Origin of the sequence: Amycolatopsis speibonae (assembly GCF_042647925.1) — a bacterium.
GTDB lineage: Bacteria > Actinomycetota > Actinomycetes > Mycobacteriales > Pseudonocardiaceae > Amycolatopsis > Amycolatopsis speibonae.
Genome location: NZ_JBHRWK010000022.1, coordinates 14,013 through 31,532, shown reverse-complemented (window position 1 = coordinate 31,532; position 17,520 = coordinate 14,013). Strand labels below are relative to the sequence as shown.

Annotated in this window: 15 protein-coding genes; 6 read left to right on the top strand and 9 right to left on the bottom strand. The window is 67.3% G+C overall.

The genetic code is table 11. The features are described 5' to 3' along the window. Positions 1 to 11 precede the first annotated feature (11 nt). From ACFOSH_RS16070 to ACFOSH_RS16060, 3 genes are all read right to left on the bottom strand, one after another. The gene (locus ACFOSH_RS16070; protein WP_378239962.1) at positions 12 to 374 is read right to left on the bottom strand and encodes an FtsB family cell division protein; all 363 of its coding nucleotides are present in this window, start codon (positions 372 to 374) and stop codon (positions 12 to 14) included. Positions 375 to 560: 186 nt separating this feature from the next. Beyond that, positions 561 to 1,847 carry a phosphopyruvate hydratase gene (gene eno / locus ACFOSH_RS16065; protein ID WP_005155779.1) on the bottom strand — a complete coding sequence of 429 codons (1,287 nt, stop codon included), beginning with the start codon at positions 1,845 to 1,847 and terminating at the stop codon, positions 561 to 563. Between the two features lie 104 nt (positions 1,848 to 1,951). Continuing rightward, complete coding sequence (locus ACFOSH_RS16060; RefSeq protein WP_378239696.1) at positions 1,952 to 2,440, bottom strand: VOC family protein; 489 nt, start codon at positions 2,438 to 2,440, stop codon at positions 1,952 to 1,954. A gap of 71 nt (positions 2,441 to 2,511) precedes the next feature. Here ACFOSH_RS16060 and ACFOSH_RS16055 point away from each other — a divergent pair, with 71 nt between their 5' ends. Beyond that, positions 2,512 to 2,925 (top strand): tetratricopeptide repeat protein, encoded by a 414-nt coding sequence (locus ACFOSH_RS16055; protein ID WP_005155777.1) that lies wholly within the window; start codon positions 2,512 to 2,514, stop codon positions 2,923 to 2,925. A gap of 39 nt (positions 2,926 to 2,964) precedes the next feature. On the opposite strand, the gene ACFOSH_RS16050 is transcribed toward ACFOSH_RS16055, so the two are convergent. Beyond that, a complete protein-coding gene (locus ACFOSH_RS16050) occupies positions 2,965 to 3,534 on the bottom strand; it encodes a helix-turn-helix domain-containing protein (protein ID WP_378239694.1) in 570 nt (189 codons plus the stop codon). Positions 3,535 to 3,588: 54 nt separating this feature from the next. Between ACFOSH_RS16050 and ACFOSH_RS16045 the strand changes: the two genes are divergently transcribed. Continuing rightward, the gene (locus ACFOSH_RS16045; RefSeq protein WP_378239693.1) at positions 3,589 to 4,509 is read left to right on the top strand and encodes an NAD(P)/FAD-dependent oxidoreductase; all 921 of its coding nucleotides are present in this window, start codon (positions 3,589 to 3,591) and stop codon (positions 4,507 to 4,509) included. Here ACFOSH_RS16045 and ACFOSH_RS16040 read toward each other — a convergent pair. Beyond that, positions 4,482 to 5,189, bottom strand: coding sequence for a murein transglycosylase (locus tag ACFOSH_RS16040; RefSeq protein WP_378239692.1), 708 nt, complete (start codon positions 5,187 to 5,189; stop codon positions 4,482 to 4,484). The two genes, ACFOSH_RS16045 and ACFOSH_RS16040, sit on opposite strands and share 28 nt — an antisense overlap. Positions 5,190 to 5,463: 274 nt before the next feature. Here ACFOSH_RS16040 and efeU point away from each other — a divergent pair, with 274 nt between their 5' ends. From efeU to efeB, 3 genes are read left to right on the top strand one after another with little or no spacing between them, the layout of a single operon-like run. Next, positions 5,464 to 6,303 carry an iron uptake transporter permease EfeU gene (gene efeU, locus ACFOSH_RS16035; protein ID WP_378239691.1) on the top strand — a complete coding sequence of 280 codons (840 nt, stop codon included), beginning with the start codon at positions 5,464 to 5,466 and terminating at the stop codon, positions 6,301 to 6,303. Positions 6,304 to 6,308: 5 nt separating this feature from the next. After that, the gene (efeO, locus tag ACFOSH_RS16030; RefSeq protein ID WP_378239689.1) at positions 6,309 to 7,439 is read left to right on the top strand and encodes an iron uptake system protein EfeO; all 1,131 of its coding nucleotides are present in this window, start codon (positions 6,309 to 6,311) and stop codon (positions 7,437 to 7,439) included. Next, a complete protein-coding gene (gene efeB / locus ACFOSH_RS16025) occupies positions 7,436 to 8,701 on the top strand; it encodes an iron uptake transporter deferrochelatase/peroxidase subunit (RefSeq protein ID WP_378239688.1) in 1,266 nt (421 codons plus the stop codon). The genes efeO and efeB overlap by 4 nt, the downstream gene beginning before the upstream one ends. A 64-nt stretch (positions 8,702 to 8,765) precedes the next feature. On the opposite strand, the gene ACFOSH_RS16020 is transcribed toward efeB, so the two are convergent. Next, positions 8,766 to 13,982 (bottom strand): AAA domain-containing protein, encoded by a 5,217-nt coding sequence (locus ACFOSH_RS16020; protein WP_378239686.1) that lies wholly within the window; start codon positions 13,980 to 13,982, stop codon positions 8,766 to 8,768. 331 nt (positions 13,983 to 14,313) lie between these two features. On the opposite strand from ACFOSH_RS16020, the gene ACFOSH_RS16015 reads away from it, so the two are divergent. Continuing rightward, a complete protein-coding gene (locus ACFOSH_RS16015; RefSeq protein ID WP_378239685.1) occupies positions 14,314 to 14,724 on the top strand; it encodes a PPOX class F420-dependent oxidoreductase in 411 nt (136 codons plus the stop codon). A gap of 54 nt (positions 14,725 to 14,778) precedes the next feature. Here the strand turns inward: ACFOSH_RS16015 and ACFOSH_RS16010 are convergent, their stop codons facing one another. From ACFOSH_RS16010 to ACFOSH_RS16000, 3 genes are read right to left on the bottom strand one after another with little or no spacing between them, the layout of a single operon-like run. Continuing rightward, positions 14,779 to 15,351: a hypothetical protein gene (locus ACFOSH_RS16010; RefSeq protein WP_378239684.1), complete on the bottom strand. Its 573-nt coding sequence runs from the start codon at positions 15,349 to 15,351 to the stop codon at positions 14,779 to 14,781. After that, positions 15,348 to 16,718: a hypothetical protein gene (locus ACFOSH_RS16005; protein WP_378239683.1), complete on the bottom strand. Its 1,371-nt coding sequence runs from the start codon at positions 16,716 to 16,718 to the stop codon at positions 15,348 to 15,350. Before ACFOSH_RS16005 ends, ACFOSH_RS16010 begins: the two co-directional genes overlap by 4 nt. Continuing rightward, complete coding sequence (locus tag ACFOSH_RS16000; RefSeq protein WP_378239682.1) at positions 16,715 to 17,518, bottom strand: ABC transporter ATP-binding protein; 804 nt, start codon at positions 17,516 to 17,518, stop codon at positions 16,715 to 16,717. The genes ACFOSH_RS16005 and ACFOSH_RS16000 overlap by 4 nt, the downstream gene beginning before the upstream one ends. Positions 17,519 to 17,520: the final 2 nt, after the last annotated feature.

The following is a 17,520-nucleotide window of genomic DNA, read 5'->3' as shown; positions in this document are numbered from 1 at the left end:
AAGGGAGTGCTTCAGCCGCCCGCGACCTGATCCCACAGCTTCTCGTACCAGGAGCCCGCGGGCACCGGCTGCTGGCCTTGCGGCTCTCCCTGTTCCGGCGCCTTGTCCTCGGGGAGCTGCACGATGTACGGCGTCTCGCCGGGCTTCACGAAACCGAAGCGCTTACGAGCCTCGGCCTCGATCTGCGCGGGGTCGCTCAGCTCGCCCTTGCGGCCTTCCAGCTGGGCGACGGTCCGCTGCAGTTCGGACTGCAACTGCTGCTGTTCGTTCACCTCGGACTTCTGGCTGAGGTACGTGCGCAGCGGGACGGCGATGGTGAACGCGAGCGCGCACACCACGATCGCCACCACCGCGGCCCGGCGGGTGGTGGACATGCCGAGCACCTTCGCGGCACCCGATGCCCTTTTCGCCGCCAGGCTGCGGCGCAGCCGGGTTCGGGCGCGGACCTCCGTCGTCGTCGTGCGGCGGGCACTCTCCGGCCGGCGGCCCCTGCTGGAGCCACCGCCGTCCGCACGCCCGCTACGACGGGTCCGCGCCTTCCCCCGGTCTGCCATGGCTGGTTACCCCTCGGCGCTGAACCGCGGGAACGCGAGGTCGCCGGCGTAGCGCGCCGCGTCGGCGAGGGTCTCCTCGATGCGGAGCAGCTGGTTGTACTTGGCGATCCGCTCGCCGCGGGCCGGGGCGCCGGTCTTGATCTGCCCGACACCGGTCGCGACGGCCAGGTCCGCGATGAAGGTGTCCTCGGTCTCGCCGGACCGGTGGCTCATCATCGACTTGTAGCCGTACGAGGTGGCCAGCGAGATCGCGTCGAGGGTCTCCGACAGCGTGCCGATCTGGTTGACCTTCACCAGCAGCGCGTTGGCGGCGCGGCGGGTGATGCCCTCTTCGAGGCGGTCCGGGTTGGTGACGAACAGGTCGTCGCCGACGATCTGGACCTTCTCGCCGACCTCGGCGGTCAGCTGGACCCAGCCGTCCCAGTCGTCCTCGCTCAGCGGGTCCTCGATGGACACGAGCGGGTAGTCGCGCAGCAGTTCGGCGTAGTAGGCCGACATCTGCTCTGCGCTCTTCTTCGCACCTTCGAAGGTGTACGCGCCGTCGGAGAAGAACTCCGTCGCCGCGACGTCGAGCGCGAGCGCGACGTCGCGGCCCGGGGCGTACCCGGCCTTCTCGATCGCCTGAAGGATCAGGTCGAGCGCTTCGCGGTTGTTCTTCAGGCTGGGCGCGAAGCCGCCTTCGTCGCCGAGGCCGGTGGACAGGCCGCGGCCCTTCAGGACCGACTTCAGCGAGTGGTAGACCTCGGTGCCCCAGCGCAGGGCCTCGCGGAACGACTCGGCGCCGATCGGCGCGATCATGAATTCCTGGATGTCCACATCGGTGTCGGCGTGCGCGCCACCGTTGAGGATGTTCAGCATCGGCACCGGCAGCACGTGCGCGTTCGGCCCGCCGAGGTAGCGGAACAGCTCCAGCTCGGCCGACTCCGCGGCGGCCTTCGCGACGGCGAGCGAAACGCCGAGGATGGCGTTCGCGCCGAGGCGGGACTTCGCCGGGGTGCCGTCGAGGTCGACCAGCTTCTGGTCGACGATGCGCTGGTCGACGGCTTCGGTGCCGACCAGGTCCGGGCCGATCTCGTCCAGGACGGCCGCGACCGCGCGCTCGACACCCTTGCCGTTGTACCGGCCAGTGTCGCCGTCACGCAGCTCGACGGCTTCGTGTTCGCCGGTGGACGCACCCGAGGGGACCGCGGCCCGCGCCAGCGTGCCGTCGTCGAGAGCCACCTCCACTTCGACCGTCGGGTTGCCTCGCGAGTCCAGAATCTCGCGAGCGCCTACCTGCTCGATGAGCGCCACGCCATGCTCCTCATGTGGGTCGTGCCTGCGGTGACGGGGCCCAGCCTAGCCGTCGGCGCCGTTCACCCGTTGGAGGCACGCGCCACATCGAGCTTTAAGCGGACTTACTCCTCGACTGGTTCACCTGCGCGAACTTCACGCCAGCCCGACGGAAGCTCGACGGTGTCGGAGAACTGCTGCCAGAAAGTCCAGCTGTTGCCGCCGATGTCGGACACGGTGAACACGCGGGCGCCGTAGGGCTGGTCCTGGGGCGCGTCGAGGTCGGCGTCTTCGCCCAGTGCGGCGCGGACCCGCTCGTATTGCGCGTCGGCGTCGGCGACGTAGACGATGTTCAGCTGCCCGACCGGGCCGTCGACCCCCTTGGCCTGCCAGTACTCGGGCCCGACCCCGGCCAGCTGGATCTTGGCCGGGCCGGCGCACAGCGTGGCCTGGAACACCTCGCCCGAGCCATCGGCGAAGCGCACCTCTTCGGTGAACCCGAACACTCTGACCAGCCACGCGACCGCCTCGGTCGCGTCGGCGTAGTAGAGGTACGGCGCGAGCCCGAGGTAGCCGGGCTCGCTTTCGGGCCTATCCGCTTCGGTACTGCTCATGGCAGGACAGTCCACCATGACCGTTTCAGCAGTCGAGATCGGCCCTGCCCCGGCGTATCGTGGAGCGGACCATGATGGATGCCGAACCCGCCCCAGAACCCGGTCAGGACTCGTCCGGTGAGTCTCGGTTCCGCGCCTTCCGACAGGCGGAGGCGCTGGTCGAAAGCCGCAGGCCGCTCGACGCCCTCAAAGCCCTCGAGCCCCTGCTGGAGGAAGAAACCGACAAACCGAGCGTTCAGTTGCTGGCAGGCCGCGCGTACTTCCACTCCGCACAGTTGCGGCGGGCCGAACGGGCCTTCACCCGGGTGCTGGAACTGGATCCGACCGATCACTACGCACGGTTCGTGCTCGGGCGGACCCTCCAGCGCCTCGGCCGGTTGACCGAGGCGCTCGCGCAGATGCGGATCGCGTCGGCGATGCACCCGATCCCGGAGTATCTGGAAGCGATCAGCGAGGTCAGCGCGCGGATCGCGTTGCGCGACTGACCTGAGCGCGGTCGCGGCGGGAGCAAGGGACCTTTGCTCTCATTTGGACCTGGCCCGCAGGTGGGCGCGCTCGCCCTGCTTGCCGAACAGCACCAGCAGTTCCACCGGCCCCGGTCCCGCGCTCCCGAACCAGTGCGGCACCCGCGTGTCGAATTCCGCGGCTTCGCCGGGACCCATCGTGAAGTCGCGGTCGCCGAGCACCGCCCGCAACCGTCCGCTGAGGACGTACATCCACTCGTATCCCTCGTGCGTCCGCTGCACCGGTTCGATGTCCTCCACCGGGATCAGCAGCTTGAAGGCCTGCGGCTGGCCCGGCTGCGCGGTCAGCGACCAGGCGGTGAACCGGCCGAACTTCTGCGGTTTCATCCGGACCCGCGGATCGGACGGCTCGGGTTCGCCGACCAGTTCGTCGAGCGGGACCTGATGCGCCGCCGACAACGTGAGCAGCAGCTCCAGGGTGGCCTTCCGGGTGCCCGATTCGAGCCGCGAGAGCGTGCTGGCCGAGATCCCCGTCGCCTCCGAAAGAGCGGAAAGGGTGGTGCCGCGCTCCTTGCGAAGCTGCTTGAGTTTCGGGCCGACCTCGGCGAGCCGCCGTTCGATGTCCTCCATGCCTCCAGTTTGCCAAATCGGCAATGAACTTTGCCAGATTTCGAACAAGTACGGATGCTCGGGAGCATGGACGACGAATATGACGTGGTGATCATCGGTGGTGGTGTCGCGGGCCTTAGCGCGGCGTTGGTGCTGGGCAGGGCGCGGCGCAAGGTGGTCGTGGTCGACGGAGGCACCCCGCGCAACGCCCCCGCCGCGCACGCGCACGGTTTCCTGACCAGGGACGGAATTCCACCCAAAGAGTTACTGGCGATAGGTCGCGACGAAGTCCGCGGTTACGGCGTGGAGATCATCGACGACGTCGTCCACCGGCTACGGCACGACAAGGCGGTGGAGCTGGCGAGCGGCCGGGTCGTCAGCGGGCGCCGGATCGTCGTGACCACCGGGCTGGCCGACGAGCTGCCGGACATCCCCGGCGTCGCGGAGCGCTTCGGCACCGACGTGCTGCACTGCCCGTACTGCCACGGCTGGGAAGTGCGAGATCAGCGTTTCGGCGTGCTCGCCACCTCCGACAAGGCGATCCACCAGGCACTGATCGTCTGGCAGTGGAGCAAGGATTTGACCTTCTTCACGCACACACAGCAGATCTCCGCCGAGGACAGGGCGAAGCTGACCGGGCTGGACATCCGGATCGTCGACGGGAAGGTGTCCGAACTCGCCGTCGAAAACGACCGGCTGACCGGCGTCCGGCTGGTCGACGGCGACTTCGTCGAACGCGATGTCGTGTTCGTCGGCCCGAAGTTCGTCCCGCACGACAGGCTTCTCGCCCAGATCGGGTGCGCGCGCACCGAGAGCGGTGCGATCGAGGTGGACGCGCAGGGCCGGACGAACGTGGACGGCGTCTGGGCGGCGGGGAACGTCGTCGATCCGATGGCGCAGCTGGTCGTCGCGGCGGGCGACGCCTACCGGATGGCGACCGTGCTCAATTTCGATCTGGTACTCGAGGATCAGGGCGCGACGCTGGCGTCCGCGTAGGCGTCGGCCGCGCTGAAGACTTCCTGCGTGTACGGAACGGCGGGGTCGAACGTCCGCATCGACTTCCACCAGCCTTCCGGGGTGGCGACGTCGTCGCCGGCGGCGCACAGGTAGCGGGCGGTGGTGAAGGCGGCGTCGTCGAGGTCCTTCGGATCCGGCTGCTTCCCGTCGCTTCTGGCGCGGGCGGAATGCTTGGCCCAGATGTCGGGCGCGAGCGTGATCGGGCCGGGCCTCCCCTGCGCCGCTTCGACATGGGAAATTCCGGCGAGGGTCGCCCACGAGAGGTGACAACCCGGCTTCTGCCGCCGAAGCCACATCTCCGCCCGGCCGTAAGCGGACAGGTCGGTGGCGGAGAGCTTGGTCTTCCCTGCCACTCGTTTCGCCCAGATCTCGAGTTCGGCCGCGTCGGAAACGGTGGGCCGGTCGGGCGGCGCGGCGAGCCCGGCTCGCGGCGTCGCCGCCCCCGGCCGCGGCTTCTGGTCGGGAACCGTGAGCGCGGGCTGGGGCTGTGGCGGCGGCGGAGGCGGCTCCGACCCCTCCGGCCGGCTCACCCCGACAGTCAAGATCAGTACCACGCCCGCAAGCACGAGCCCGCCCGCGAAAGCGAGCCTGGGGACGTACGGCGGCAGAGGACGGGCAGGGTGCTCCGGGGCTTCGGTGCTCTGGGCGGTTTCGGCCACCCGGTCAGGTTACTTCGCCACTCTTCCGGGCGATGACCCATTCGGCTTACGAAGCCAACTGACGGTAAAGCGAATCGGCGACCGGTCCTCGGCGGCCGATTCGTTATATGCCTTACCCAGGACGCGCTGACCTGGGGAAGCTTACGAGCCCCCCGTCCGATCAAGACCTCTTCGAACGTTTCGTCCATTTTCAGACCGCGTCACTCCCCCTGGACTTTCAGGGAAGCCTTACCTAAAACCAGGAGGTTCAGTCGGCACGACCAGGGAGAACGACGTGTGGTTCGCGAGTGCGCTCATCGGCCTACGTGAAGGCTTGGAAGCGGCCCTCGTCGTCAGCATCCTGGTCGCGTTCCTGGTCAAGACCGGACGACGGCACGCGCTTCGCTGGGTGTGGCTCGGGGTGAGCGTCGCCGTCCTGCTGTCTGTCGGGGTCGGCGCGATCCTCACCTACTCCACCGCGCAGCTGACCTTCGAGCAGCAGGAACTGCTCGGCGGCACACTGTCGATCGTCGCGGTCGGATTCGTGACGGCGATGATTTTCTGGATGCGCAAAGCGTCGAGGACGATCGCCGCGGAACTGCGCGGGAAGCTCGACGAAGCGCTCGACGTGGGCCCTGTCGCGGTCCTCGTTCTTTCGTTCTTCGCCGTCGGCCGCGAAGGCCTGGAGACGGCGGTGTTCTTCTATTCCACCGTGCAGACCGCGCAGGGCGGGACGAGCGAGCCGCTGATCGGGTTCACCGCGGGCATTCTCGTCGCGGTCGTGCTGGCGTACCTGATCTACCGCGGCGCCGTCCGGTTCGACCTCGGCAAGTTCTTCACGATCACCGGTGTCCTGCTGGTGTTCGTGGCGGCGGGCGTACTCGGCTACGGCCTGCACGACCTGCAGGAGGCCGCCTTCCTGCCCGGTTTGAACACGCTCGCTTTCGACGCGTCGGCCGTCCTCCCGGAGACCAGCTGGTACGGCGCGCTGCTCAAGGGGATCTTCAACTATTCGCAGCAGACGACAGTCCTGCAGGCCGTCGCGTGGGTCGCGTACGTGGCGATCGTGCTGCCGCTGTTCCTCAGGCCCAAGAAGGCCGTGGCGGCACCCGCCGCGGCCGCGATCAAGGAGTAACCCCCGTGTCTCGTCGATTCCCGCTCGCCGCGTTCGCCGGCGCCGGCGCCCTGGTGCTCACCGCCTGCGGTGGTGGCGGGGAAACGCCCGCCGCGGCAGGCGGCCCGATCAAGGTCGAAGCCTCCGACAGTGCCTGCGCTGTCTCGGTGAACACCGCGAACGCGGGCAACGTGACCTTCGAGATCACAAACAAGGGCAGCAAGGTCACCGAGTTCTACCTCTACGCCGAGGGCGACCGGATCATGGGCGAGGTCGAGAACATCGCGCCGGGGCTGAACCGGCGGCTCATCGTCGAGGTCGCGGAGGCGGGCAAGTACCAGACCGCGTGCAAGCCGGGGATGACCGGCGGCGGCATCCGGGGCGACTTCACCGTCACCGGCGGCGGTGCGAAGCAGAACGACCCGAACTCGCAGAAGGCGCAGTCGGTCAAGAGCTACGCGGAGTACGTCGCGAACAACACCAAGGCGCTCGACGAGGAGACCACCAAGTTCGTCGCGCTGGTGAAGGCGGGCAAGGTCGACGAGGCGAAGGCCGCGTACGCCCGCACGCGCGTCTACTTCGAGCGCGTCGAGCCGGTGGCCGAGAAGTTCGGCGACCTCGACCCGAAGATCGACGCACGTGAGGCCGACCTCGAACCGGGCCAGAAGTTCACCGGGTTCCACCGGCTGGAGAAGGACCTCTGGGTGACCGGGCTCCAGGCCGACGCGGGCCAGATCGCCGACCAGCTGCTCGCCGACGTCAAGGAACTGGTCACCAAGTCCGCGGCGATCGAGCTGAACGCGCTCGACCTGGCCAACGGCGCCAAGGAACTGCTCGACGAGATCGCCACCGGCAAGATCACCGGTGAGGAAGAGGCGTTCTCGCACACCGACCTCTCAGACTTCCAGGGCAACCTCGACGGTTCGAAGGCCGCGATCGCCTCGCTGCGCCCGCTGCTGCAGGCGAAGGACCCGGCACTCGTGTCCACTTTGGACAAGGAGTTCGGCAGCGTGCAGGCCCTGCTGGACAAGCAGCGCGAAGGGGACGGCTTCAAGCCGTACACCGCGCTGAGCCAGGACCAGATCAAGGAATTCGCGTCGGCGGTGGACGCGCTGAGCGAACCGCTGAGCAAGGTCGCCGAGGTCGCGGCGCAATGACCGGGGCGGAGCGCACCTCGGTCTCCCGCCGGAAGCTGTTCGGCATGGCGGGAGCGGGTGCCGCCCTGGTCGGAACCGGCGCCGCCGCCGGAATCGGCGCGAACCGGCTCCTCGGCGGGGACAGCCCGGCGCAGGCGGCGCAGAGCGTCGTCGGGTTCCACGGCGAGCACCAGGCCGGGATCGTGACGCCGGTGCAGGAGAACCTGCACTTCGTCGCGCTGGACGTGACGACGAAGGATCGCGAAAAGCTGGTCAAACTGCTGCGCACGTGGACGGACGCCGCCCGGCGGATGACCACGGGCCAGGAGGTCGGGACGGGCGGCGCCGTCGGTGGCGCCCCCGCCGCCCCGCCGAGCGACACCGGTGAGGCGCTCGACCTGGCGGCGTCGTCACTGACGCTGACCATCGGTTTCGGCCCCTCGCTGTTCGACGACCGGTTCGGGCTCGCTTCGAAACGCCCCGCCGCGCTGATCGATCTCCCCCTGTTCCCTGCCGACAAACTCGACCCGGCCCGCGGTGGCGGCGACATCTGTATCCAGGCGTGCGCGGACGACCCCCAGGTCGCGGTGCACGCGATCCGGAACTTGGTACGCCTGGGCTTCGGCGTCACCGCGGTGCGCTGGTCGCAGCTCGGGTTCGGCCGCAGTTCGTCGACGTCACGGGCGCAGTCCACACCGCGGAACCTGTTCGGATTCAAGGACGGGACGCGCAACATCAAGTCCGAGGAGACCGACGTCCTGCGCGACCAGGTGTGGGCGACGGCCGAAGACGGGCAGCCGTGGATGGCGGGCGGGTCGTACCTGGTGGCCAGGCGGATCCGGATGCACATCGAGACCTGGGACCGGGAATCGTTGAAGGGCCAGGAAGGGATCGTCGGCAGGTCGAAGGGCGCGGGCGCGCCGCTGGGACAGTCCGCCGAATTCGACGCCCCCGATTTCCAGGTCGGTGGCGCCGGTGGCGAGAAGCTGATCCCGGAGGACTCCCACGTCCGGCTGGCGTCGCACGAGAACCTGAACGGGGCGCGGATCCTGCGCCGCGGCTACAACTTCGTCGACGGATCCGACGGGGTCGGGCACCTCGAAGCGGGGCTGTTCTTCCTCGCGTTCAACCGGGACACGCGCAAGCAGTTCGTGCCGATGCAGCAGGCGCTGTCGTCGAAGGACGCGATGATGGAGTACCTGCAGCACACCGGATCCGCCCATTTCGCCGTGCCTCCGGGCGTGCGCGAAGGCGGTTTCTGGGGCGAGGGCCTGTTCTCTTGACCTCCAGTTAAGCGCGCGAGGTGTTGGTGGCTGGTACACAAACGGAGCCAGCCACCAAGTCACCTCAAGACCGGAGAGTCCAAACCTCGGCGAAGCGGTTCTTGACGTTGTCGGTGAGCCGTTTCAAACCGAGCAGTTCCAAGACCGCACGTTGCAACGCTTCCTGTCCCTTGTCGCCGTCCCTGACTGTGATGTGGTCGAGCAACGTCGCCAGTTCGCTCGGAGGAACGTCCTCGAAAGAACGCGGGCCCAGGTGGCGAGTCATCACCTCGGGCTGGTCAGGAAGCCGGTAGGTACGCGGTTTGATCCCGCTCTGGCCGAGTGGGTTGTCTTCGACCAGCTGTCCCTGTCTCACCGCCTGTGAGATCGCCTTGTTCAACTCACCTGCGACCAGCTTTGTGACCCTGACAGCTCCCGACGCGCGGACATAGGCGGTGTGCAGCCGACTGCCCAGCACAGGCCCTTCGGCCTCGACGATCCGCACCAAGCCATCCACCAGCTCCCGTTTGGACGCTGTGCCGACCTGGACAGCGACTCCACTGAACTGGCTGTACCCGGCAAGGATGGACGCTTCCGCGCGCACCACCTGCTCGTCGGCAGTCACTGGCGGCAACTCTTCTTCATACTCCAAAACCACCGCCCCGGACGCCTCCGGGTCCTCAACTGCCGTTGCGAGTTCCGGCAGGACAACGGTTTCCACCAGCGGAGCGTGCGAGGTCTGTTGCGGAACAACCGGTTCGGTCAGGACCGGTTGCGGCACCACCGCTTCAAGTGCGACCGTCATCGGTGCGGGCTCGACGTTCTCCGCCGGCTGTCGCGGCACCTCGGCGGACGGATCGTCGCCATCCGAAGTCCAACCGGAGGGATGAATGTCCAACCCGTGCAACACGTCCCACAGCCGGGCCAGGACCGCCGGTCGATCCACGTAGAACTCCGACTCGCGAATACGGAAGAACCGCCAATCGCATCGCTCGAGGTCACGCTGCCGGGCGAGATCACGGCCGTATGCCTCTGGTCCGTGCCAGGCGTCACCATCACATTCGACCGCCAATCGGGCCTTGGCGCCTATGACCACCAGGTCGATTCGATAGCCATCAGCCGGGAACTGCGGGATGACGCTGTACCCACGGTCGACGATCCGATTGAACACGCGCTGCTCGAACAGCGAGTCAAAGGGTTTCACCCGCTCGTCGTCGGGGACGATCGAACGCCTGGCGCCATCCACGTCGTTGGCACGCCCTGACAACGCATAGCAGTAGTCCAGCAACTGGAAGCGCATGTCCTCGGGATTGCCGAGATCGGACAGACGCAGGGAGTGGAAGACCCACATCTGGTCCTTGGCACGGGACGCCGCGACGTTGAAGCGCTGGACGTACATGTCCTGTGTGAGCGACGCGATCCGTTTACCTGGTTCCGCGGCTTTGACCATGGACAGGAACATCACGTCGCGCTCGGAACCCTGGAAGTCGGCCGAATCGCCGCACCGCAGCTCACGTGCCTTCCACTCTTCGGGCGGGATGCGCTCCAGCAAGCGCTTCTCGATCCTCTTCGCCTGGGCGCGACCGAGCAGCGACACGACGCCGAACGTCATCCCGTCGTACCGCGGATCGGCGATGCATTTCTCGATCTGCTGGACGATGGCGTCCGTCTCGACGGGGTTGATCTTGTCGGTCACCCCACGTTCATAACCGTTCTCAAGGAAGACCGGTTTGATCGGTTCAAGACGATCCGCACCGTATTGGCGTACGGGGACGAGCCGGATACCGTCCGGCTCGTACGCGATCCGGTTCGAGAAGCCGATGATCTCCGGCACACAGCGCCGGTGTTCGACAAGTGTCGTCATGCCTTCGAAGCGCTTCTTCGCTTCGTCGAAGAGGCTACTCTTCGGCTCCTGCCAAGTAGCCCGATACGGGTTGTCCCACAGGTACTGGTCAGCCAGGTGACGCAGCTGCTGTTGGTCGACGCCCACAGCTGTGGGCGATACCTGCCTGTCGTCGCCGATGACCACGATCTTGGGTGCGAGGTACTGGAGGAACGTCGCCTCCAGTCCTGCCTGCGAAGCCTCGTCCACCACGACGACGTCGAACATGTCCGGCTGGATGCGGAACTGCTCGGCGATCCGATAGACGGGCATGATCCAAACCGGGACGGCAGGGCGGCAACGATCCATCGCCGCCTTGATGTCTGCCCGGCGCTGGTTCGCGTACACACCGGTGCCCTTACCGAGCAGCTTGACCAGCTGGGCGTATTGAAGCAGGTCGGCGCGCGCCTTACCGGACAACCGGTCCGGGGACACAGCGTGCCCCCAGGCCCGCTCGGCAGCCAACCGTTCGACCCGGCCGCGGACCTGCTTCTCGACGTTCAGAACCTCGGCCTGAAGCGAATTGACGTCCTCGGCTTTCCGCGCCAAGAGCCACTTCAGCACCATGTTCCACGACCACGCGGAGTCCCAATCGGCCAGCCGCTCCGACCAGGCGGGGTCACGTGAATGCGCCGACACCGCCTCTTGAAGACGCGGCAGCAGGTGAGTGAGGGCCGCCGCGATCTCGTCACGTCGGCGCGCCAGCCCCGCGACGTCGGTCAGACGCACCATCCTCCGGTGAGCGGCCGCGTAGGACTCGTGGTCGCGTTCCTCGACTGCCTGCATCAAGTGCTTCACACAAGGTGCCGCGTCCGCCCACCGTGCTACCTCCGCGATAGCCCGGACGACGTCCAGCAACGGCACCGTCGCGGCGGTGCGTGCGTCGGAAGCCGCCGCGGCGTCGACGAGCCGGGCGTAGGTCTGCACAGCGTCGAGGTCGGTCCAGTTCGGACGCGGGAGGCCGCGCCCCGCCAAACCTCGCTCCTCTGCTTCGAGGGCTTCACCCAGAGCCAAGACTCGACGCAGCTGCTCCAGCTCGGTCACGTGCCATTGAAGCCGCTCGCCCAGCGTGTCTTCAGCAGGAATACGCACCGACTCGGGCCACGCCCGGTCCAGTGCGTCCAGCGTTCTGCTGGCTTCGGCCCAGACAAGGAACACGTCGAGCTGGTCTGCCGTGGTCGGCGGAAGGCCGTTCACCCGGACTGCCTGGAACAACGGCAGTGCCTGTTTGACGGCCTTGGGTGCGAGTGCTCCGGTCTTGGGTGAACCGTCCGGATTGGTCTTGAGCTTCCCGCCAGTGCCGACATGTGTACGGAGTGTCCCGGCCAGGGCGACGAGTACGCCCATGTCGGCAGGACCGACCCGTACCTCGGTGACCGGGCCGAGGCGGTCGACGAGGGGACCGACGCGCCCGATGAGCTGGGCGATCTGGTTCCAGCGCGACCGCCAGTGGTTCGCGCGGCCGACGAGCACGTCGGAAAGCGCGTCGTTCATCCACTCTTCGCGCCGCCTCGAAAGGTCTTCGGCTTCTCGCGCGAACCCATTGAGCCGCTCGCGGAGCACGGTTCGCGTGGACTGATCGAGGCGGCGGACAGCGTCGAAAGCAGTGTGCTGAGTAAGGCTTCCGTGTCCCTCTTCCACCGCGATGGCTTGTTGTTCGGCAGCCACGAGCGCGAAGAACGCTTCAGGTGTGGGCACATCAGCGAGACGCGGCAATTTGAGCTGTGCCTCCGACTCGTCGGCGTTCAGCGCGTCGTCCACGACACTTCGATGCCATTCGGCAAGGTCACTCGCGGCGATCGGGGACGGAACGACCCCGATCGCGTCGACCAAGCCCTCCAGCCAACCGAAACGCGTCCGCTCTGCCTCCACGCGTTGCGCGATGCCGGCAAGCGTGCCGCGGTAGCCGCAGATCTCATGCTCCGTCACTTGTCCGCCACGCGCGTCGATCAACCGCCGGTACAACCCGGCGCGGCGCAACCGCAGGTCCTCGATAGCGCCAAGATGATCGTCGATGGCCCGTCGCGCCCCATCAGCGTCGTACTCACTGGCCATGTGGCTGATTCGTTCCACCGCGACCTTGAGATCTGCCAGGTCCGACCGCGAGGATCCGACGACCGAGACAGCCAGCGGCGCGATGGCTTCAGGCAGTTTCGCCCGTACTTCCTTCAGCGCACGGTCGGTGTGCGCGGTGACGAGAACCCGCTTTCCCTGTGCGAGAAGGTGGGATAGCAGAGCTGCGACGGTGTGCGTCTTGCCGGTCCCGGGCGGGCCCTGAACAAGAGTTTGGGCCTTCGAGTCGACTTGCGCGAGGACACGCAGTTGACGGTCGTTGACCGGGAGAGGCAAGAAGGGCTCATCGTCGACCTCGACCAGAGCGCCTGGTTCGGGTGAGCGCTCCGCCGCGGGCCGATGGTCCGGATCGACGAGCGGGAGCAGCCCATCCGGGACGACACCGGACTCGTCGATCTGCGCGGCGACCGAATCAAGGATGTCGACGATCCCCTGGCTCGAACGTCTGCGCAGGATCACGGCTGGCGCGAACGCCGCCACCGCATGGGCGCCGGGCTTCTGCGCGTCGTCCTCGTCGAGGTATGCGGCATCGCCATCGAGGGCGTGCACGAGACGTCGCAACACGCCACCCACGATCTCGCGGTCCAGGACCGCGGCGGTGACCTCACGTCCTTCGTTCCTGATCTGCACGACATGCTGAGGATTGGCGACACGACCAGGATCGAGCATGTCCAGCTCGATGTTCAAGCCGTCCGCCGTCTCCGCCTGCTGGAGGGTCAACCGGCCCGTGCCGTCGTCGAAGTGGATCGTCGCGGGCACCGTGGCGAGATGCCGCCGGACGACGTAATGGCCAGGCGGCGACCACGACAAACAGCCGACACCGATGACCAGTTCGAGTTCCTCGGTATGCGCGGCCGCGGTGACGTAGGCGGAGAACAAGTCGTTGTAGACGTCCCGGGCAGGCTGATCGGCCTGTTCGAGTTCGGCCCACTCCGACCACCGAGCCACCCATTCAACGTGGGCATCGCGGATATCGGGCACATTCTCGAGCGAGACGCGCTGGTCTCCTTCACCGATCGACTCGTGCAGCCCCGGCTGAGTGCTCGGATCGTCCCACTCGCCGTCCAGCCAGGACTTCAGCTCCGTATCCGGCTCGGGCGGTTCGTGGTGTGCGACCCTCTCGACCGAGAGCAAGACCTCTCCCGGCTCCGGCGCTTCCTCGCGATGCGCGGACCGGATGGCAGGATGCTCCGGCAATTGCCAGAACCACTGCACCGAGTCGTACCTGTCGGTGGTGCGCGGCGAGTTCGACTTGAGCTGCTGACTCCGCGCGAGGAACTGGAAGAGCCGTACCGCTCGATCAACCGCCGTACCCTGCGGCTTCGGAGCAGCGTCCTTGTTCGCCACAGCCGTTCCCCTTCTCGCCACCGAATAGATCATCGTTCTCATCGCCCAAGTGGCCTAAGGCGATACAGTCGACACCACACCGTTACGAAACGCGCTTCAATCGCGCGGGTGCCACCCCTGCTCGCAAGGCATCCGCTGCGCGCATGACGATCTTGGCTTCATCCAAGAAAAACGCGCAAAGAACCGTTCGAGACACGCGAGGATCACCGCCCCTTCATGACCACCTTGTCCGCGCGGGCGAACGCGCTCGTCCAGCGCGTCGCCTTGAGAGAAGCAGCCTGCCCGCCCTTCTCTTGACCTCCAGTTAAGTGGAGGTCGCACACTGGGTTCCATGTTCAGTGAAGCGGAACTCGACTACCTCGCCGACCAAGGACTCGGGCGGCTCGCGACGGCACAGCCGGACGGGACGCTGCAGGTCAGCCCGGTCGGCTACGCCTACAACACCGAGACCAAGACGATCGACATCAGTGGCTACGAACTGGCGAAGAGCAAGAAGTTCCGGAACGTGGCCGCCAACGGGCAGGCCGCGTTCGTGGTGGACGACATGCCGTCGTACGACCCGCCGAGGATCCGCTGCCTCGAGATCCGCGGCCGGGCCGAGGCGCTGACCGGCGCCCGCACGGCCGACGGTCATTTCGACGGCGCGGTGATCCGGATCCATCCCTCGCGGATCATCAGCCTCGGCGTCGACGACCCGGACCACGACCCGCTCGATCTCGTTCCGCACAACCGGAACGTCTGACAGGGAAAGGGGCGTTCCCGATTCACCGGGAACGCCCCTTTCGTCGCGACAGGGTCAGCGGCGGTTGCCGAAGACCATGTAGGTCCCGAAGCCGGCCACGGCGAGCACCACCGCGGTCCACGTGGCCTCGGCCACGTCGGCGGGCTGAAGGAGCCAGGTGATCACCAGGTGCGTGGTGTCCGTGCCCGACGTGGTGGCCCAGACCACGAACGAGACGACGAACACGAGCAGCGGCAACGTCCATCCGAAGGCCCCGCCGAACAGCACCGCGGCGATCCCGACGAGACCGAGCAGCCCGCCCGCGTTCCGCACGATGATCTCCATCGGGACCCGCTCCACTTCCCACAATCGCGGCAGGAGCACGGCACCGATGGCGAGGCCGCCGATCAACAGGAGATGCAGGCCGCGCCGGGGCGCCCACCGGATCGCGGCGGTCCGATCGAGATCGACGTCCTGCCCGCCGAGGCCGATGGCGGTCACCGCGACCGCCACCAAGAGCGCCAGGGAAACCGGGATCTCCGACCAGCGGTCCCGCGCCAGGAACCAGATCACCGCCATGCTCACCACCAGCGCCGCGAACGACGCCGGCATGGCACGTGAGCGGGCGTACAGCACCGCCCATCTCATCGGGCACCGCCGAGTAGGACGTCGAGTTGCTTGCCTTGGCAGGTCAGGCCCGCCTTCCGCTGCGCGATGATCCGGTCGCGCTGCACGTCGGGCGGCAGGGCACGGAAGATCTCCCACTTCCGGATGAGCTCGGTCTTCTTCTCGTCGGTCAGCCACGCACCTTCGAGCATCTTCCACTCACCGAGGAACCAGCTCGACGAGATCGACCGCGCGGCGAGTTCGTCCAAGAAGTCCGAGGTGCCGTGGAGCGAATAACAGGTCGGTGTCCCGGCACCGGCCACCAGTATCCGCGTCACGTCGTCCGAATTCATGCTCGAACGGATGGACCAGTCCAGCAGGTCGACGGAGACGGTGTCGGCGGCACGCGGCGGCACCTTGTCGAAGTCCACCCGCCTGTCCAGTACCGTGACCTTGACCGGCGCGTCCGGCAGCGTTCCCAGTAGCCGCAACGCTTCCTTGCCAGGCCCGGCGAGACGCGGGAGTTCGGCCTCGAGCACGCGGGGAACGCAGACCGCGCCATCGCAGACCATCTCGGTCGCGCTTTTGTCGACGACCTTGGCTTCGGCCATGGTCGCGGGCAGAACCGGCACCGCGATCGCGACCGCCACCAGCGCGGGGACGACGGCGAGTGCCTTCGCCCGCTTGGAATGTGCAGCCAGCAAGAGGAACCCGGTCGCGGCCAGTCCGGCGAGCCAGGCTCCCTGCCCGAGATCCATCCGGCTGGCGGTGGTGACGAACGGATCGTTGGCGACGTCCAACGCCGGGGAAAGCAACGAGACCCGGGCCAGGGCGGCATCCATCAGGATGCTGCCTCCCGACCCGGCGATCTGTAACACGATCGCGGTCACGAAAGCGGCGACGGCCACAGCCGGCGCGGTCAGCGGATGCGGCAGCAACCGGCCGATCCCGAGCCCGATCCAGGCGCCCGCGAGCATCGCGAGCACGCCGACCACGACGATCGGCAGCCAGCCGAAGGTGAAGAACCCGCCGCTGAAGACGGCCTGGACGGCGCCGACGGCGAAGATCAGCAGATAGCCCAGCACCAGCAGGCCGCCCAGTGCGCCGGCGAGTTTCGCGGCCCGCTGCCAGCCGGGACGCGGCATGGTGGTCATGAGTTCGGCCGTGCCGGACCGGCTGTCCCGCATGCCCTGGATAGCGCCGGCGCCGATCGCGATCGGCCACAGGAACACCAGCAGGAACCGGCTCCACGCCGCGGCGTGGACCCATTGCTCGTCCCAGGCGAACGGTGTCTTCGTCCACGGGCCGGAGAACGAATACAGGAATCCGAACGCGATGACCAGGATCGCGAGAGTGGCCCAAGGGGCGATGGTGCGGCGGAGTTCGATCCGCAGAATCCGCGTGTTCACCAGTTCCCCCTCCCCTGTTCGTGCCCGAGGAGTGCCGAATAGCCGCGTTCGATCGGGCTGTCGCCGACGTACTCGGCGGTCCCGGCGGCGGCCATTTCGTCCGGAGTCCCTTGGAAGACGAGCTTGCCGTTTTCGAACAGCACGACATCAGTGCACGCGGTGGCGACGTCCTCGACCAGGTGCGTCGAGACCACGACGCAGGCGTCACGCCCCATTTCCTGCATGAGCTCCCGGAACCGCACGCGCTGCGCCGGGTCGAGTCCGGCGGTCGGCTCGTCCAGCAGGAGGACGTCCGGATCGTTCACGATCGCCTGCGCGATCCCGACCCGCCGCACCATGCCGCCGGAGAGCGTCTTCATCTTGTCGTCGGCGCGATCGGCGAGGCCGACCCGTTCGATCGAACGCTGCACCGCTCCCGGGATGTCCTCTTTGGACATTTCCTTGAGCCACGCGATGTACTCGACGAACTCGCGAACGGTGAAGCGCTTGTAGAAGCCGAAATTCTGCGGCAGGTAGCCGATACGACGGCGCAGGCGGCGCTGATCGGTGAACCCCCCGACGGATTCACCGAGCAGCGACAGCCCTCCCTCCGCCGGCCGGAGCACCGTCGCCAGTGCCCGGATCAGCGTGGTCTTCCCTGCCCCGTTCGGGCCGAGCAGACCGTGCACCCCCGTGCCCAGTTCCAGATCGAGCCCGTTCACGGCGAACTTACGTTTACCGACCCGGATCTTCAGTCCCTCCGCTTTGATCTGCCACGCGTAGGTCGTCGGCGCGACCTCCGCGGCCCCGACAGCACGCATCA

What these genes read in the sequence shown, in the direction of transcription:
- ACFOSH_RS16045 (WP_378239693.1), top strand. Translation starts at nt 3,589, where the DNA reads ATGCTCGGGAGCATGGACGACGAATATGACGTGGTGATCATCGGTGGT.
- ACFOSH_RS16010 (WP_378239684.1), bottom strand. Translation starts at nt 15,351, where the DNA reads ATGAGATGGGCGGTGCTGTACGCCCGCTCACGTGCCATGCCGGCGTCG.
- ACFOSH_RS16060 (WP_378239696.1), bottom strand. Translation starts at nt 2,440, where the DNA reads ATGAGCAGTACCGAAGCGGATAGGCCCGAAAGCGAGCCCGGCTACCTC.
- ACFOSH_RS16055 (WP_005155777.1), top strand. Translation starts at nt 2,512, where the DNA reads ATGATGGATGCCGAACCCGCCCCAGAACCCGGTCAGGACTCGTCCGGT.
- efeB (WP_378239688.1), top strand. Translation starts at nt 7,436, where the DNA reads ATGACCGGGGCGGAGCGCACCTCGGTCTCCCGCCGGAAGCTGTTCGGC.
- ACFOSH_RS16050 (WP_378239694.1), bottom strand. Translation starts at nt 3,534, where the DNA reads ATGGAGGACATCGAACGGCGGCTCGCCGAGGTCGGCCCGAAACTCAAG.
- ACFOSH_RS16000 (WP_378239682.1), bottom strand. Translation starts at nt 17,518, where the DNA reads ATGCGTGCTGTCGGGGCCGCGGAGGTCGCGCCGACGACCTACGCGTGG.
- ACFOSH_RS16070 (WP_378239962.1), bottom strand. Translation starts at nt 374, where the DNA reads ATGTCCACCACCCGCCGGGCCGCGGTGGTGGCGATCGTGGTGTGCGCG.
- ACFOSH_RS16015 (WP_378239685.1), top strand. Translation starts at nt 14,314, where the DNA reads ATGTTCAGTGAAGCGGAACTCGACTACCTCGCCGACCAAGGACTCGGG.